Origin of the sequence: Synechococcus sp. N26, assembly GCF_900473975.1 — a bacterium.
In the GTDB taxonomy this organism is placed as follows: Bacteria; Cyanobacteriota; Cyanobacteriia; order PCC-6307; family Cyanobiaceae; genus Parasynechococcus.
Map to the genome: position 1 here is coordinate 436,079 of NZ_UCNM01000002.1, position 14,202 is coordinate 450,280.

Genomic DNA, 14,202 nt, shown 5'->3' on the forward strand with positions numbered 1-14,202 from the left:
GGACTCCTGAGCAACGCTGAAAAAGGGGTGAAAGCAGGACATAAGCCGGGTTCTGTTCACGCCCCACAGAGGTTGGTCTGCAGAGGGTGGGTGGCTATCTATCTGGGACCGCCGTTGCCGACGGCCTCGAGCGGCGCGTTCAAGCGGAACGGGGCCAATGGCCAGCCGTCGTTCCTTGGCCTTGCTCCCAGCCGGGGTTTACCGAGCCAGCACCTCTCGATGCTGCTGGTGCGCTCTTACCGCACCTTTGCACCCTTGCCTGTGCCGGCGAACCGGCCATCGGCGGTGTGTTTCTGTGGCACTCTCCTCACGGTCACCCGCACTGGGCGTTACCCAGCAAGCCTGGCCATCAGGGAGCCCGGACTTTCCTCAGCCGACACTCAAAGAGATCGGCCGCAACCACCTCGCCTGCTTTCAGATCTAATCATGCCTCGTGGGCATAATTCAGAGGTCTGGGGCTGTAGCTCAGCTGGATAGAGCGGCGGTTTCCTAAACCGCAGGTCGTGGGTTCGAGTCCCGCCAGCCCCGTAAGACTTGCTCAAGAGGTAGTGAGCGCTACATCTGGTGGGGTGTTCAGATCGTTCACCACCGCTAGGGTTAGTGCAACCGGGTTTGGGTGCCATGACCCAGCTTCACGATCTCCGTCTGCGGCTGTTGGTGCAGCAGGAAAGTGAGCGGATTGCGGAATCCCAGCCCACGGATCTGGATTTATCCGTGGTGCAGGCCCGCTGCCTTTGTTGGCTTGCTCTCCTGGCGGAAGCCCACGAAGACCAGGCCAGTGACGCGGAACGTCGCGGCGACACGGAACAGGCTATGGGCTGGTTCGCTGATTCGATGCGGCTGCGGGATGTGATTGGTGTGGTGTCGTCCATTGAGATCCCTCTGCCCGACACCGCTGGTGAGGATGGCCCTCAGGCCGAGGAGGATCTGGGGCCTCAGGCGGCTTGATCGGTGGCATAGTGGGGAATGACCGCGAGGGACTGCATTGCCGGAAGAGCCCTGCCAGTGCCCGGATTGCCAACGGTTTTACCGGGAGCATGACCGGCTGATACGGGAGTCCCCCACGCTTCGTCAGCAACAGGAGCTCAACTGGGCAGCACTCCAGTCGTTCCGCACCCTGTCGGGCCGGGTGCTCGAGGATCTGCAGAAGCAGCATGGCTCCCGCCAGACCGCCGATGCAGGCGCTTCGAAGCCCGCAGCATCCGGCGCGCCTGTGCCGGAGGATTCAGGTGATGGCATCCAGCAGGCCATTGCCGATCTGGAGAACATCAACGCCCATCTGTTCTCGATCGAGGTGTTGATGGAGCGGGTGTTTGATGTGCGCGTCCCGGAAGAAATCGAGCAGAAATTCCGTGAACTGGCCGGTGAGCTGGCTCCAGACCCCTTGAACGTGGACCGTCTGCGGCTCAACCGCCTGTTGCACCAGACGCCGGACTTACCCGATCGAAGCTGACTGAAGTACTTGCTTTTTGGTTTAAGCCCTGGACATGAATCCAGGGCTTTTTTGTGGTCGTTTTCAGCGCACGTCGCAGGTGATTTCCACGTTGAGTGGATCCACGGCCCAAATGTTCTTGCAGTACTCGCCGATGGAACGGTCGGAGGAGAAGAACCCGGTGCGGGCCGTGTTCAGCAGTGACATCCGATTCCAGTGCATCCGGTCGCTCCAGGCACGGCTCACCGCCTCCTGGGCCCGCAGGTAGTCGGCGTAGTCGGCCATCACATAGAAGGGGTCGTTCCCGGTGAGGTTGTCGAGCAGGGGGCGGAACAGTTCGCCGTCGCCGTTGCTGAAGTGCCCCATCTCGATCAGCCGCAGGGCCTCCTGCAGTTCCGGCAGTGCGGCGATCACATCGCCAGGGCGGTAACCGTCCTGCTGCAGGGCCGTGATCTCTTCCACGGTCTTGCCGAACAGGAAGAAGTTCTCGCTTCCCACCAGCTCGCGGATCTCCACATTGGCCCCATCAAGGGTGCCGATGGTGAGGGCCCCATTCATGGCGAACTTCATGTTGCCGGTGCCGGAGGCTTCCTTGCCGGCGGTGGAGATCTGTTCGGAGAGGTCGGAGGCGGGATACACCTGTTCCCCCAACTTCACGTTGTAATCCGGAAGGAACACCACCCGCAGCAGGCCATCCATGTCCGGATCGGCATTGATGGTGTCGGCGATGCCGTTGAGGAAGCGGATGATCAGCTTCGCCATGTAATAGCCGGGAGCGGCCTTGCCGCCGAAGATCACGGTGCGGGGCGCCATGCCGTCGGTCTGGCCGTTTTTGATCCGCAGGTATTGGGTGATCACCTGCAGGGCATTGAGGTGCTGACGCTTGTACTCGTGGATGCGCTTCACCTGCACGTCGAACAGGCTGGCGGGGTCCACCAGCACACCGGTGTTGCGGTGGATGTAGGTGGCCAGCTTGCGCTTCACCGACAATTTGGTGTTGCCCCAGAGCTCGAGGAAGCCATGGTCGTTCTGCCGCTCCTCCAGCTTGCGCAGGCTCTCCATGTTGGAGATCCAGTCGGGGCCAACGTGCTGATGCAGCAGAGCCGACATCTCGGGGTTGGCCAGGGCGACCCAGCGGCGCGGGGTGACGCCATTGGTGACGTTGGTGAATTTCTCCGGCCACAGCGCCGCGAACTCAGGCAGCAGATCGGTTTTCACCAGATCGGAGTGCAGCGCAGCCACACCGTTCACATGGTGGGCACCGATTGTGGCCAGGTGGGCCATGCGCACGGCCTTGCTGCCCTCTTCATCGATGATCGAGAGCTTGCGCTGGATCGCGTCGTTGCCGGGGTAGCGCAGCCTCACCTGCTGCAGGAAGCGCCGGTTGATCTCGTAGATCAGCTCCAGATGGCGCGGCAGCAGACTGCTGAAAAGGTTGAGGTCCCACTTCTCCAGCGCTTCGGGCAGCAGGGTGTGGTTGGTGTAGGCCACGGAGCGGGAGGTGATGTCCCAGGCCCGGTCCCACTCCAGATGCCGATCGTCGATCAGCAGTCGCATCAGCTCCGCCACGGCGATGGCCGGGTGGGTGTCGTTGAGTTGAACCGTCCAGTAGTTGGGGAAGTCCTCGACGGACAGTCCGCGGTTGTCGAGGCTGCGCAGCATGTCCTGCAGCGAGCAGCTGACGAAGAAGTGCTGCTGCTTCAGGCGTAGACGCCGGCCTTCGTCGGTGCCGTCGTTGGGGTACAGCACTTTGGAGAGGGTTTCGCTGCCCACCTTTTCCTCAACGGCGCCGTAGTAGTCGCCGATGTTGAAGGCATAGAAGTCGAAGCTTTCGGTGGCATCGGCACGCCAGAGCCGCAGCCGGTCGCAGATGTTGACGCGATAGCCCAGCACCGGCACGTCATGGGGAATGCCGATGGCGTGTTCCGCCGGGATCCAGCGGGAGCGGTAGTTGCCCTTGTCGTCGATGTAGCTCTCGGTGCGGCCGCTGAAGCCCACGAAGCAGGCCTCATCGGGCTGGGGCAGTTCCCAGGGCCAGCCTCCTTTGAGCCATTTGTCGGTGATCTCCACCTGCCAGCCGTCGCGGATCAGCTGATCGAAGATGCCGAACTCGTAGCGGATGCCGTAGCCGGTGGCCGGGATCTTCAGGCTGGCCAACGACTCCATGTAGCAAGCGGCCAGACGGCCGAGGCCTCCATTGCCCAGGCCCGGTTCCTCCTCCACATCCAGGATCTGCTGCAACGACTCGATGCCGAAATTCTTCAGTGCCTCTTCGGCTTCCTTCTGAATTCCCAGATTCAGCAGGTTGCTGTTGAGCTGTGGGCCGATCAGGAATTCCGCCGACAGGTAGGCCACCGATTTCTGCGGGCGGGCCCGCATCGCTTCAGTGGTGGCTAGATAGCGCATCATCAGCCGATCACGCACCGCATAGCTCAGGGCCATGTAGAGGTCATGGCGGCTGGCGGTGGGGGCGAGCTTGCCGAGCGTGAAGAACAGGTGTTCCGTCATGCCGTCGAACACGCTCTTGGCATCGAGGCCGGCGCGTTCTGGGTCGTTGTGACAGCCGGGGGTCGGCAGACGCAGATCGAACGGTTGTGACGTGGTCATGGGGGTTCAGCGAGCCATGGAGCGTGGAATCACCGTCAGGCCAGGGGTGCTCGGAGCCCAACTCAATGAATTACCCGGACCGTAGCCATCACAACTGGGGCTGCCTGAAAAAAAGCGCTTAATACAGCATTCCCGGTCAATTGGGATCATCCAGCGAACAGTTCAGCGGCGGAATCACCATTAAGGTTCGGCGTGAGACATGCCCGGCTTGATGCTGTTGCCCACCCTGCTGAGCGAAATCAGCAGTCACGACCTCGAATTGGCGGAAACGCTGATCGGCGTCCTTCGCTTCATGCTGATCTTCGTGGCGGCCCGCACCCTCGCTGAGGTTCTGGTGCGGTTCGAGTTGCCCACGATCCTCGGGGAACTTCTTGCTGGCGTGCTGATTGGTGCTTCAGGCCTTCACCTTCTGGTGCCGCCGGAGACCCAGGTGCAGCTTTCCGGGGCTTTCTCCGAGGTGGTGGCCGACCTCTCGCATGTGCCGGTGGAGGAGATTCCGGCCCTCTACAACGAGAGCTTCGGAGCCCTGCAGGCGGTGTCAACGCTGGGGCTTTATTCCCTGCTTTTCCTAACGGGTCTTGAAAGTGAGCTGGAGGAACTGATGGCGGTGGGGGCCCAGGCCTTCAGCGTCGCCGTGGTTGGCGTGGTGCTGCCCTTCGCCCTCGGCACCCTTGGATTGATGGCGATCTTCCATGTGGATGCGATCCCGGCCATCTTCGCCGGTGCCTCGATGACGGCCACCAGCATCGGCATCACCGCCAGCGTTTTCGGTGAACTGGGCTATCTGCGCACGCGAGAAGGCCAGATCGTGATCGGCGCCGCGGTGCTCGACGACATCCTCGGCATCGTCATCCTGGCCATCGTCGTGTCCCTTGCGGCCGGCGGCAGCCTGGAGATTGGGCCCATCGTTCAGCTGGTCGTGGCAGCAGTTCTGTTTGTGGTGGTGGCCTTGCTGTTGAGCCAGAAGGCAGCCCCTGCCTTTGACTGGTTGATTGATCAACTCAAGGCGCCCGGAGCCAAGTTGATTGGTTCCTATTTGCTCCTCGCTATCAGTTGCTTCGTGGCGTCAGCCATTGGGTTGGAGGCTGCCCTCGGGGCCTTCGCCGCTGGTTTGATCGCCAGCACCTCAAAGCACCGCCAAGAGATTCAGGCGGCAGTCATCCCCATCGTTGGGTTGTTCGCCACCGTCTTCTTCGTGCTGGTGGGTGCAGGAATGGACCTCTCAGTGATCAACCCCTCTGATCCGGGGGCCCGTTCCGCCCTGGTCGTGGCAGCCTTCCTGTTCGTGGTGGCGATCATCGGCAAGGTGGCTGCCGGCTGGGCCATCTTCAGCAAGGAAAAAACCAACAACCTGGTGGTGGGGCTGGGGATGATGCCCCGCGGCGAAGTTGGCCTGATCTTCCTGGGCCTGGGCACCGCTTCAGGCCTGCTCAGCCCTGGCCTTGAGGCGGCGATTCTGCTGATGGTGATCGGAACCACGTTCCTGGCGCCGGTGCTGTTGCGCATCGTCCTCAAAGACAAGCCCCCTGAAGACGGCAATCAGGTTCCCGACGAATTCGCTGCCGATCCCCTGGCGGGTGCTTCCTGAATCAGTCGTCTTTTCCAGCATTGGCGAGGACGATCAGAACACTCCAGCCCACGGCCACAACACCAAGGCTGGAGGCCCAGCTCGGACCCAGGATCCAACTGAATCCGAGCTGGGTGACAACGCCCGTGACGAGGGCCAGCAGAAGGCTGCTGATCACCAGCACCGGTTGACGCACCGATTCGGGCAGCTCTCTCTCCTTGAGGCTTGATTCCAACGTGCTGAGCGGTGCGCTCAGCGGCACGTAAAGGGCGATGGCCCAGAGCAAAGCTCCGCGCCAGACGGATGCGTCCGCCAGCGGTCCGCCCATCGCCTCGTAGCTCACCATCCAGGCCGCTTCAGTGCTGCTTAGCATCGCGTCCTTCGCAGCCGGCTGTGGATCGCGTCACCTGGAGCCATCTCGGCCACGCCGTGCATACGGTGCAGCAGCATCCCGAGCAAGACAGCACCGATCATCCGGCGCTTCTTTTGGTGCATGGGTTCGGGGCATCCACCGATCACTGGCGCCACAACATTCCTGTGTTGGCCCAGACCCATGCCGTGCATGCGATTGATCTGCTGGGCTTCGGCAGAAGTGCCAAGCCGGCGGGTCTGAATTACGGCGGCGCTCTGTGGCGCGATCAACTGGTGGCCTATGTGCGCGAGCGGATCGGCCGTCCGACGGTGATCGCGGGCAATTCCCTCGGTGGTTTTGCGGCCCTTGCTGCCGGGGCCGCGTTGGGATCGGACTGTGCGGGCGTCGTGCTGCTCAATGCCGCCGGTCCTTTCAGTGATGAGCAGAAACCGCCGCAAGGCTGGGGCGCCATCGCCCGCCAGAGCATCGGCACGGCCCTGCTGAAGAGTCCGGTGCTGCAGCGGTTGCTGTTCGAAAACCTGCGCCGACCCGCCACCATCCGCCGCACCCTCAATCAGGTGTACGTCGACAAGACAAACGTCGACGATTGGCTGGTGGAGTCGATCCGGCGCCCCTCCCTCGATCCCGGCGCCTTCGGGGTGTTCCGCACGGTCTTCGATATCCCTCGCGGTCAGCCCCTCGATGAGCTTTTTGCGGAACTGACGGCGCCGCTGTTGCTGCTCTGGGGCATTCGTGATCCCTGGATCAACGCCCCCGGTCGCCGCTCCACCTTCCAGCGCCATGCTCCTGAGGCCACCACTGAGGTGGTTCTGGAGGCCGGGCACTGCCCCCACGATGAGGTGCCGGATCAGGTGAATGCGGCGTTGCTGCAATGGCTGGAGAGCCTCAAGTTGGCTGCGGCACCGACAAATGCGGATCTGCTGGCTAAGTGAATGGATGAGCCACCCCGCATCGGCGGATGCCCATGACCCTCACCCAGCAGTCGGCCCCCTACGCCCACTGGGACTTCGTGCATCCCAGCAGCGGTGATCGGTTGCGAATCATTCCCGAGCGGGGTGGTTTGGTGAGTGGTTGGTCTTGCGGGGGGCGGGAGATCCTGTATTTCGATCAAGAGCGTTACGCCGATCCCAGCAAAAGCATTCGCGGGGGCATTCCGGTGTTGTTTCCGATCTGCGGCAATTTGCCCGGAGATGTTCTGCCGGTGGATGGCGTCGACTATCCCCTCAAGCAGCACGGCTTCGCCCGGGATCTTCCCTGGCAGCTTCAGTTGTTGGAGGATCAGTGCGGTGTGTGCCTCAGCCTCTCCAGCACCGACGAAACGCTGAAGGCCTATCCCTTCCCCTTCCGTTTGGAGATGGAGCTGCGCCCGGTGGCCTCTGCCTTGGAGATCTCCACCACGGTGCACAACTGCGGTGATACCGCCATGCCGTTCAGTTTCGGCTTGCACCCCTACTTCAACGTGAGCGATCTGGCCCAGACCCGGCTCACGGGTCTGGCAGAGCGCTGCCTCAATCATCTGGAGATGGCGGAGGCCGCCACCGCCGATCAGCTCAAGCGCTTGCCCGAAGGGGTGGATTTCCTCTGCCGGCCTGCGGGTCCTGTCAGCCTGATCGATGACGCCACCGGCTTGACGCTGCAGCTGCAGCATCAGGCACCGCTGGACCTCAGTGTGGTTTGGACCGAGCCCCCGCGGCCAATGGTTTGTCTGGAACCGTGGACCGGTCCGCGCCAGGCCCTGGTGAGTGGTGATCGAAAACTAGTGCTCGAGCCCGGTGCAATGCAGCCCCTCGCCTGTCGCTACAGCGTCTCCTGATTCACCCCCGGCAGGCGGCCGCGGCTGAGCTGCAGCTTGGGGTCGAACTGGCGTTTCACCGCTTCGATCAGCGGTCGGGAAGGACGGTCAAGCCAGACCGGCACGGTTGATCCGGCCGCCCGTTTCAACAGCGTCATTTCGCCGCCGAGGCTGATCACGCTGCGGCGTAGCGCCTCCAGCTGGTGATCCGCTGTCGCCGCGTCGCACCAGCCATCACCGCAGCCGGCTCCTGCGGCCAGCTCCCAGGTCCATGGTTTGAGGGCCCTCATCGCCTCATCCCGCAACAACCGGTGCAACTGGGCCGGCGGTAGCACCAGCCGCACCAGCTGCGCAGAGGGGCTGGCATCGAAGGGTGTGGTGAGGGCATCGGAACATGTCTGGCGTTCGGAGCTGAGCTGTTGGTTCAGCGCCAACGCCTCGAGCTGCTTCAGCTGATCGTTCACCGCCTGCTTCGAGACGCTGCTCACCACCAGCCGCAGCCGCCAGGCACCATCGCCGCCGTTGATCCAGTCACAGCGTTCCGGCGTCAGGCTGGAGCGCAGCAGTTCGCTGCGAAAGGCCTCCTGGGCCTTCAGGTCGCCTTCCACAAGCAGGCCGCTCCGGGCGGGCCGCAGCGGTTGCAGCCGCAGGGTGAGTTCGGTGATCAGCGCCAGGCTTCCCCAGCTGCCGCAGAGCAGCCGCATCAGGTCGTAGCCCGCCACGTTTTTCACCACCCGTCCACCGGCGTGGGCTTCGACGCCATCCGCTCGCAACAGGCCGATGCCAATGATCTGATCGCGCACCCCCAGATGGCGCTGCCGCAGTCCCCCCGCCAGTCCACGGGCCACCAGGCCTCCGATGCTTCCGGCAGCGCCGGCTCGTGGCCAGTCAATGGGCAGCCATTGCCCCTGCTCCGCCAGCAGATCCTGCAGGTCCTGCAATGGCATGCCGGCTTCCACCGTGATGGTCAGATCGTCCACGGCATGGTCCATCACCTGGTTGAGCTGCCGGCAGGAGAGCACCTCATGGCGGGGGTCCAGCGGCGGACCCCAGTCCAGGCGTGTGCCCAGGCCACTGGGACTCCAGTGGGTGCCGCTCTGGTGCCACTGGCGCACCAGATCAATCAGGGCACTGCGGCTGGCGGGGGAATGGCTCACGGCACGATGGTGCCATGAAGGTTGTTGTCATTGACGACGATCCCACCGGCTCGCAGACGGTGCACAGCTGTCCGCTGCTGCTGCGCTGGGATGTCGACACTCTGCGTAAGGGGCTGCGTCATGCGTCGCCTCTGTTGTTTCTGCTGGCTGACACCCGGGCGCTGATGCCCACGGATGCCGCGGAACGCAACCGCGGTATTGCGGTGGCCTTGGATCAGGCGCTGCAGCTGGAGGGATTGGCCCGTGATCAGGTGCTGCTGGTGAGTCGTGGTGATTCGACCTTGCGCGGCCATGGGGTGCTGGAGCCTGAGGTTTTGCAGGCGTCCTTCGGGCCCTTTGATGCCACGTTCCATGTTCCGGCGTTCTTGGAAGGGGGCCGCACCACCGTGAACGGGGTGCATCTCCTCCACGGGGAACCGGTGCACACCACGCCGTTCGCTCAGGATCGGCTGTTCGGTTTCACCAGCAGTGATCTGGCCCGCTGGTTGGAGGAGAAGAGTGATGGGTCCATTGCCGCGGCGTCTGTGAAGCGCATCTGTGGCCGGGAGCTTGATGCCGCCTGCGCAGCAGGCCTGCCGCTGTTGATCGAGCGTCTGCGTGGGCTCCAGGGCAATGCCTCTGTGGTGGTGGATGCCGAGCGGCAGGAGCAGCTCACCGCTCTGGCAGCAGCGGCGCGCGCCCTTCAGGGGCAGAAACGCTTTCTGTTCCGTTCCGCCGCCAGCATGGTGAAGGCCCTGGCGGATCCAGGCCCGCCGCCGCTTGATCCCAAGGGCTTAGCGGGGTTGCGACGGTTGGCTGACGATGGAACGCCTCTGCCGGGCCTGGTGATGGTGGGCTCCCACGTGCCCTTGGCGGATCAGCAGCTGGAGCTGTTGCTGCAGGAATCGGGTTGCCAAGGGGTTGAACTGCCGGTGCCGCGCATCGCTCGGGTGCTGGAGGGGCCGACACCCGATCTGTTGCTGGCGGATCTTGAGCGGGTCTGGTTGCAGCAGCTGCTGGCACTGCTGGATCAAGGTCTGACGCCGGTGTTGTTCACCAGCCGCGGTGAGCTGCGTTGTGCTTCCGAACAGGAGGGCCGGCGCTTGTCCTGCGCTCTGGCCGAGTTGATGGGGCGACTCGCGTCAGCCCTGGCTCCTGATCTGGGCTATCTGCTCAGCAAAGGTGGCATCACCACCCAGACGCTGCTGGCCCGGGGTCTGGCCCTCGAGTCGGTGCAGCTGGAAGGGCAGCTGCTGCCGGGTCTGTCGTTGGTGCGTCCGTCAGCGGGACCCTTCAGGGGACTGCCGATTCTCACCTTCCCCGGCAATCTCGGCGTTGCTGGCACGTTGAGGGACGCCTGGCAGCGGATGGAGGCCGGCTGAGGCGGCCAGCAGTTCCATCGGATGCTGCACCTGGGCCCGATCGCCTAGATGGCGCCGCAGCTGCAGGGTGCAACCGATGTTGGCGCTGGCCACCAGTTCGGCGCCTGTGCTGCTGAGGTCGTCGGCCTTGATTCGGCCCAGTTCGGCGGCTTCCTCTGGCTGCACCAGGTTGTAGATGCCGGCGCTGCCGCAGCACACCCCCGCCTCGGTTGCTTCCCGCAGCTGAACGTTGGGGATGGCCCGCAGCAGCTGGCGGGGCTGGGCCTGGATGCCCTGGCCATGGATCATGTGGCAGGCGTCATGCATGGCCACGACGCCGGGAAGTGGTTGCAGTTGGGCGCGGAACGACTCCAAAAGGCCGCGGTCCGCCAGGAATTCCTGCACATCCAACACCGGAGCGCGGAAGGCCGCCTTGCCGTTCAGGAGCTCGCAGTAGGCCTTCATCGTGTGGCCGCAGCCCGAAGCAGCCACCAGCACCGCATCCAGATCTCCCTCAACGGCATTCATGCTCCGAACCAGATCCGTTGCCAATTGGCGCGTGAGTTCCAGCTCCCCCTGGTGATGGCTCACCGCCCCGCAGCAGCCCTGGTCTGCTGGGATGACCACCTCAAATCCGTTGGCCTGCAGCACTTTCACCGTTGCGGTGCTGACGCTGGGATCGAAGCAGCGCTGCACGCAGCCCAGCAACAGCGCCACGCGGCCGCGGCGTTTGCCGGAGGCGGGATTGATCTGGGGCAGTCGGTCGCTGAAGCTCTCCGGCACCAGGGGTGGCAGCAGCTGCTCCATCGCTTCGATTTCCGGCCCGAACAGACGGGTGAGCCCGGAGCGGCGGGCCAGCTGTTGCAGCGGTGTGCCGGCATAGGCCCGCAAGGGTTGCAGCAGGGCCCGCAGGCGCTTGGGGTAGGGCAGCACCTGCAGCAGCACCTTGCGGAAGCTGGTTTGCCAACTGCTGCGCTGGTTGGCCTGATTCAGCTTGGGCCGGGTGGCTTCGATCAGCTGGTCGTAGCGGACTCCCGAAGGACAGGCGGAAACACAGGCGTAACAGCCCAGGCAGGTGTCGAAATGGCTTGCCACCGTGGCATCCAGCTCCAGGTCACCGGCTTCGATCGCCCGCAGCGCATGGATGCGGCCGCGGGGTGAGTCCATCTCACTGGCCAGCACGCGGTAGCTGGCACAGGTGGGCAGGCAGAAGCCGCAGTGCACGCAGGGGTCTGCTGCACCTTCGGGAAGCCCGGGGAGCTGGGTTGGAGAGGCCATCGCCTGAGTCTGGCGTGAATGGCAGCTCTGGTGATCAGAAGCGCTGGATGATCGCTTCGGCGAAACCGCTGCAGCTCACCGGATCCACCTTGGGCTCCATCAGTCGGGCCAGGTCGTAGGTGACCTGCTTGTCGGCAATGGCGGCACTGAGGCCCTTGGTCACGAGATCAGCAGCCTCCTGCCAGCCGAGGAACTCCAGCATCATCACGCCGCTGAGGATCACCGAACCGGGGTTGATCCGGTCGAGGCCAGCGTGTTTCGGGGCGGTGCCGTGGGTGGCTTCGAAGATGGCGGCGTTTTCGCCGATGTTGGCGCCGGGGGCCATGCCCAAGCCACCGACCATCGCGGCGGCGGCGTCGGAGATGTAATCGCCGTTGAGGTTCAACGTGGCGAGGATCGAATACTCCTGGGGCCGGGTTTGGATTTGCTGGAAAATGCTGTCGGCGATGCGGTCATCCACCAGCACCATCGACCTCCACTTGCCGCCACCATGGCTGCTGCCGATGGCGTCGATCACCGCCTGTACCTCGGCGTCGATGTCGACTTTCTTCTCTGGAGTGAGGCTGTCATAGCCAGGCTCGATCATGCGGGCGTTGGCCTGCACGCTCAGGTTGGGATCCTTCTCGAGGTTGCCGAGGATCCAGCTTTCCCGCTCGGTGATGCACACATCGCGGAATTCGGTGGTGGCCAGTTCATAGCCCCAGTCGCGGAAGGCTCCTTCCGTGAACTTCATGATGTTGCCCTTGTGCACCAGGGTCACATGGCGCTTGTCGCCCTGAAGACGCAGGGCGTGCTGGATGGCCTTGCGGATGTGGCGCTGGCTGCCGGCTTTGCTCACCGGCTTGATGCCGATGCCTGACCCTTCTGGGATCTGGCGCTTGCCCAGTTTGCCGTTGGCAGGGATCACAACCTCGTTGAGGTGCTTGCGCAGCTCCTGTCCAACGGCGTCATCGGCTTCCCATTCCACCCCCATGTAGATGTCTTCGGTGTTCTCCCGGTAAACGATCACGTCCAGATCCTGGGGACGCTTATGGGGGCTTGGGGTGCCCTCGTAGTAGCGGCAGGGCCGCACGCAGGAATACAGATCAAAGATCTGGCGCAGGGCCACGTTCAGCGAACGGATGCCACCGCCCACGGGTGTGGTGAGGGGGCCTTTGATGGCTACGCCGTAGGTGCGGATCGCCTCGAGGGTGTCCTCCGGCAGGTACTGGTAGGTGCCGTAGAGGTCGCAAGCTTCATCGCCGGCGTAGACCTTGAACCATTCGATGCTCTTGCTGCCGCCGTAGGCCTTGGCCACAGCCGCATCCAGCACCTTTTGCGTTGCGGGCCAGATGTCCACGCCGGTGCCATCGCCGCGGATGAAGGGGATGATCGGGTTGTCCGCCACCACGGGCTGGCCGTTCTCGAAGCGGATCGGGGTGCCCTGGCTGGGGGCGGTGAGCTTCTCGAACTGGGCCATGGCGGTTGGTCGGGCGTCAGCAGGCTGAGCCTATGACTGAGCCGGTAGCCCTACGGTTCCAAACAGTGCAGACCGCGCATTGATGGCCAGCGAGCAGGTGTGGGTGGTGGCGGCCTGCTTCAACGAAGCCGAGGTGATCAGCGTCTTCTTAGAGCGGGTCATGGCCTTGCCGGATGTGGATCATCTGCTGCTCATCGATGACGGTTCGTCCGATGCCACGGAGGCGATGGGGTTGGCCAGGCTCAGGCGCATCTTTGGGCCCAGCAGCAGCACACGCTGATGTGAACGGCTGCGGCCGTGCCCCTCCACCATCAGGCCAAAGCGCAGCAATCAGTTGAGCAGAGGCATCATGCGCAGTGTCGGGGCGTGTTGTTGCAGCGCTGAAGCAGGGCCTCAATGAGCCGCCAGGCCTGTTTTTCGTAGAGTTTGACGAAGTCTTCAAAGCTTTGGGCCGCCGCCGCATCGGCACCATCGGAAATCACTCGCAGCACTAGCCAGGGGACGCCTTCTTGCTCAGCCACTTGTGCGACGGCCGCGCCTTCCATCTCAACGGCCCGCAGGTCGGGCAGGGCATTTCGCAGCGTTTGCAGCACGGCTGGATTGCTGATGAAACGATCTCCAGTTGCTATTAGCCCGCTGCTGGGCTGAGCGAACCCGTCCAGATCGCCTGCGCTATGAGCCTCACGTAGGGCGGTCTCGGCCCAGTTGAACCAGGCCGGCTGCGGTTGGAGCTGTTCCTTCTTCAGTGCTGGCACCGTGAAGCGCGTGAACAGGGGTCGGGCATCCATGTCGTGCTGCACCACGGCATCGGCCAACACCACATCCCATTGGCGCAGGATTGGATCTGCAGCGCCGGCAACGCCAGTGAACACCAGTAGATCGATGCTGGGATCGCTGGCGAGCAGGCGAGTGGCGGCCCGCGCAGCGCTCACCTTGCCCCAGCCGCTCCAGGCCAGGCTCAGGCGCACCTCGTCGCCCCACGATCCCCTGTGGATTTTCAGATCGCCGTGGTCGCTGCAGCTCAGATCCTTGAGGTGGCTGAGATCTGAGCCGATCTCTTCCGGCATGGCGCCCAGCAGGCCCAGGTGCAGCGGTTGCGTCATGGTTTCGTGAACCTCGCGCAACCGTAACGGCGACCTTTTTGATCTCCCCCCACACTGTGCGGAGTGACGAGGTTGCAGTGAACGCGGGCGAATC

13 protein-coding genes, 1 tRNA gene and 1 other RNA gene are annotated in these 14,202 nt (G+C 63.6%); 8 read left to right on the forward strand and 7 right to left on the reverse strand.

Features of this window, described 5'->3' with window-relative positions; translation table 11 throughout:
• Positions 1-25: 25 nt before the first annotated feature.
• Positions 26-416: RNase P RNA component class A (gene rnpB, locus DXY33_RS02175), an RNA gene on the reverse strand.
• 38 nt (positions 417-454) lie between these two features.
• Between rnpB and DXY33_RS02180 the strand changes: the two genes are divergently transcribed.
• The 3 genes from DXY33_RS02180 to DXY33_RS02190 all read left to right on the forward strand — a co-directional run bounded on the left by DXY33_RS02180 (position 455) and on the right by DXY33_RS02190 (position 1,453).
• Positions 455-528: transfer RNA gene (locus DXY33_RS02180), tRNA-Arg, on the forward strand.
• A 93-nt stretch (positions 529-621) separates the two neighbouring features.
• Positions 622-948, forward strand: a complete 327-nt coding sequence (locus DXY33_RS02185; protein ID WP_025362017.1) for a hypothetical protein — start codon at positions 622-624, stop codon at positions 946-948.
• Positions 949-985: 37 nt separating this feature from the next.
• On the forward strand, positions 986-1,453 hold the full coding sequence (locus tag DXY33_RS02190) for a hypothetical protein (protein ID WP_115131549.1): 468 nt from the start codon (positions 986-988) through the stop codon (positions 1,451-1,453).
• A gap of 63 nt (positions 1,454-1,516) precedes the next feature.
• Here the strand turns inward: DXY33_RS02190 and DXY33_RS02195 are convergent, their stop codons facing one another.
• Positions 1,517-4,039, reverse strand: coding sequence for a glycogen/starch/alpha-glucan phosphorylase (locus DXY33_RS02195; protein WP_115131550.1), 2,523 nt, complete (start codon positions 4,037-4,039; stop codon positions 1,517-1,519).
• Between the two features lie 211 nt (positions 4,040-4,250).
• On the opposite strand from DXY33_RS02195, the gene DXY33_RS02200 reads away from it, so the two are divergent.
• Entirely contained in the window at positions 4,251-5,627 is a 1,377-nt protein-coding gene (locus tag DXY33_RS02200; RefSeq protein ID WP_115131663.1) for a cation:proton antiporter, read from the forward strand.
• A gap of 1 nt (position 5,628) precedes the next feature.
• Here DXY33_RS02200 and DXY33_RS02205 read toward each other — a convergent pair whose 3' ends face one another.
• Positions 5,629-5,979 (reverse strand): hypothetical protein, encoded by a 351-nt coding sequence (locus tag DXY33_RS02205; protein WP_244275825.1) that lies wholly within the window; start codon positions 5,977-5,979, stop codon positions 5,629-5,631.
• A 20-nt stretch (positions 5,980-5,999) separates the two neighbouring features.
• Here DXY33_RS02205 and DXY33_RS02210 point away from each other — a divergent pair, with 20 nt between their 5' ends.
• Both DXY33_RS02210 and DXY33_RS02215 read left to right on the forward strand, forming a co-directional pair.
• Positions 6,000-6,911, forward strand: coding sequence for an alpha/beta fold hydrolase (locus DXY33_RS02210; RefSeq protein ID WP_115131551.1), 912 nt, complete (start codon positions 6,000-6,002; stop codon positions 6,909-6,911).
• A gap of 26 nt (positions 6,912-6,937) precedes the next feature.
• The gene (locus DXY33_RS02215; protein ID WP_170950902.1) at positions 6,938-7,792 is read left to right on the forward strand and encodes a galactose mutarotase; all 855 of its coding nucleotides are present in this window, start codon (positions 6,938-6,940) and stop codon (positions 7,790-7,792) included.
• Here DXY33_RS02215 and DXY33_RS02220 read toward each other — a convergent pair.
• Positions 7,777-8,928 carry an FAD-binding oxidoreductase gene (locus DXY33_RS02220; RefSeq protein WP_115131552.1) on the reverse strand — a complete coding sequence of 384 codons (1,152 nt, stop codon included), beginning with the start codon at positions 8,926-8,928 and terminating at the stop codon, positions 7,777-7,779. The two genes, DXY33_RS02215 and DXY33_RS02220, sit on opposite strands and share 16 nt — an antisense overlap.
• 14 nt (positions 8,929-8,942) lie before the next feature.
• Between DXY33_RS02220 and DXY33_RS02225 the strand changes: the two genes are divergently transcribed.
• Positions 8,943-10,289 (forward strand): four-carbon acid sugar kinase family protein, encoded by a 1,347-nt coding sequence (locus tag DXY33_RS02225; RefSeq protein WP_115131553.1) that lies wholly within the window; start codon positions 8,943-8,945, stop codon positions 10,287-10,289.
• Here DXY33_RS02225 and DXY33_RS02230 read toward each other — a convergent pair.
• Both DXY33_RS02230 and DXY33_RS02235 read right to left on the reverse strand, forming a co-directional pair.
• Positions 10,188-11,546, reverse strand: coding sequence for a (Fe-S)-binding protein (locus DXY33_RS02230; protein WP_115131554.1), 1,359 nt, complete (start codon positions 11,544-11,546; stop codon positions 10,188-10,190). The genes DXY33_RS02225 and DXY33_RS02230 overlap by 102 nt on opposite strands.
• A 34-nt stretch (positions 11,547-11,580) precedes the next feature.
• Complete coding sequence (locus DXY33_RS02235; protein WP_115131555.1) at positions 11,581-13,005, reverse strand: NADP-dependent isocitrate dehydrogenase; 1,425 nt, start codon at positions 13,003-13,005, stop codon at positions 11,581-11,583.
• Between the two features lie 82 nt (positions 13,006-13,087).
• Between DXY33_RS02235 and DXY33_RS02240 the strand changes: the two genes are divergently transcribed.
• Positions 13,088-13,285, forward strand: a complete 198-nt coding sequence (locus DXY33_RS02240; protein ID WP_371634541.1) for a glycosyltransferase — start codon at positions 13,088-13,090, stop codon at positions 13,283-13,285.
• A gap of 67 nt (positions 13,286-13,352) precedes the next feature.
• Here the strand turns inward: DXY33_RS02240 and DXY33_RS02245 are convergent, their stop codons facing one another.
• Positions 13,353-14,108 (reverse strand): 5'-methylthioadenosine/adenosylhomocysteine nucleosidase, encoded by a 756-nt coding sequence (locus DXY33_RS02245; RefSeq protein WP_115131666.1) that lies wholly within the window; start codon positions 14,106-14,108, stop codon positions 13,353-13,355.
• Positions 14,109-14,202 lie beyond the last annotated feature (94 nt).